At 52.2% G+C, this 1,223-nt stretch carries 2 protein-coding genes; both read right to left on the reverse strand.

Annotation, left to right across the window (positions count from 1 at the left end; genetic code table 11):
• Positions 1-39: 39 nt before the first annotated feature.
• Positions 40-873: an IS3 family transposase gene (locus tag LVD08_RS27985; protein WP_247269777.1), complete on the reverse strand. Its 834-nt coding sequence runs from the start codon at positions 871-873 to the stop codon at positions 40-42.
• Positions 870-1,166 carry a transposase gene (locus LVD08_RS27990; protein WP_007969000.1) on the reverse strand — a complete coding sequence of 99 codons (297 nt, stop codon included), beginning with the start codon at positions 1,164-1,166 and terminating at the stop codon, positions 870-872. Before LVD08_RS27990 ends, LVD08_RS27985 begins: the two co-directional genes overlap by 4 nt.
• Positions 1,167-1,223: the final 57 nt, after the last annotated feature.

A 1,223-nucleotide genomic window follows, 5' to 3' on the forward strand; every position in this document is an offset into this window, starting at 1 on the left:
TGTAGTGGTTCAGTTTTTTTAAACCACTCCGTAGGAGTATTAGGCCGCCTGCTGCTCAAACAGCGCAGGCGGCAATTGGTTCGAGGCAGAGTGGCAACGACGATGGTTGTAGTGATGAACAAAATCCATCACATCCTTCTCCGCTTCGAAATGGTTTTGGTAGCCATTTTCCGGCATCCAATCGTGTTTCAACGTCCTGAAATAGCGCTCAACCACTGCGTTGTCCCAGCAATTCCCTCGACGACTCATGCTCTGAACGATCCGGTTTTCTGCCAAGCAGCCAACAAATCGATCAGCGGTGTACTGGCAGCCTTGGTCTGAGTGAAATAGCAACGCGGGCATCGGACGGCGTAGTGACACTGCTAACCTTAGCGCCCTTGAAGACAGTTCAGCATCGGCAGTTCGGGAACAGGCCCAACCCACAATTCTGCGTGAAAACAGATCCATCACCACCGCCAGATAAAGCCAGCTATTTCCGACTCGGATGTAGGTAATGTCACCGGCCCAAAGTGTGTCTGCCTGGGTCGGATTAAAACGCCGATCAAGTATGTTCGGTGCAACAATCGCTGGTTTCGTAGCGCGTCGATAGTGGGCATAACACGGTCTGCGTCGGTGTAGACCAAAGGTGTTGATCAGCGTGCGCATTCGACAGCGCCCAATAAAAATCCCCTCTTTTCTTAGCTCTCTGGAAAACCCACGAGTACCTAACGCCTCACGATGTTCTTTATGCATCGCACGAAGTTTACGCCTCAGCAAGCGCAGTTCAGGCTTCAGGCGCTTGGGTTTACGCTTGGTGTAATAGCTGCTTCGGGCAACGCCAAGCACTGAGCACATGCGCCGAATCGACATCGCACCTCGAACGCCATCAATCACTTGGTTCGACCGAACAGAACCTTTAGATGAGAGGGCAATTGCTTTTTTAGTACTTGGTTCTCGGCTTCAAGCAGTGCCAGCTTTGCCTGGAGCGATTCGATCAGTTCCTGATCCTGCAATCGCGGTGGCTGCGACATGCCTTCCTGCTCTCGACGCCAGCGCGAAACCCAGCGACGCAGGGCCGTAGGGCCCACACCAGTAGCTTCACAGGCTTTAGGGATGGAGTAATTCATCTCCACGACCAAGCGAATGGCTTCTGCTTTTTCCTCTGACGTGACAACCCGATATCCCATGATGCTTCCTTAAATCGCCGCTCCTACATCATGGTCTAAAAAAATTCGACCACAACA

It is taken from the genome of Pseudomonas sp. YL2 (genome assembly GCF_023063025.1).
GTDB lineage: Bacteria > Pseudomonadota > Gammaproteobacteria > Pseudomonadales > Pseudomonadaceae > Aquipseudomonas > Aquipseudomonas putida_A.

What these genes read in the sequence shown, in the direction of transcription:
- LVD08_RS27990 (WP_007969000.1), bottom strand. Translation starts at nt 1,166, where the DNA reads ATGGGATATCGGGTTGTCACGTCAGAGGAAAAAGCAGAAGCCATTCGC.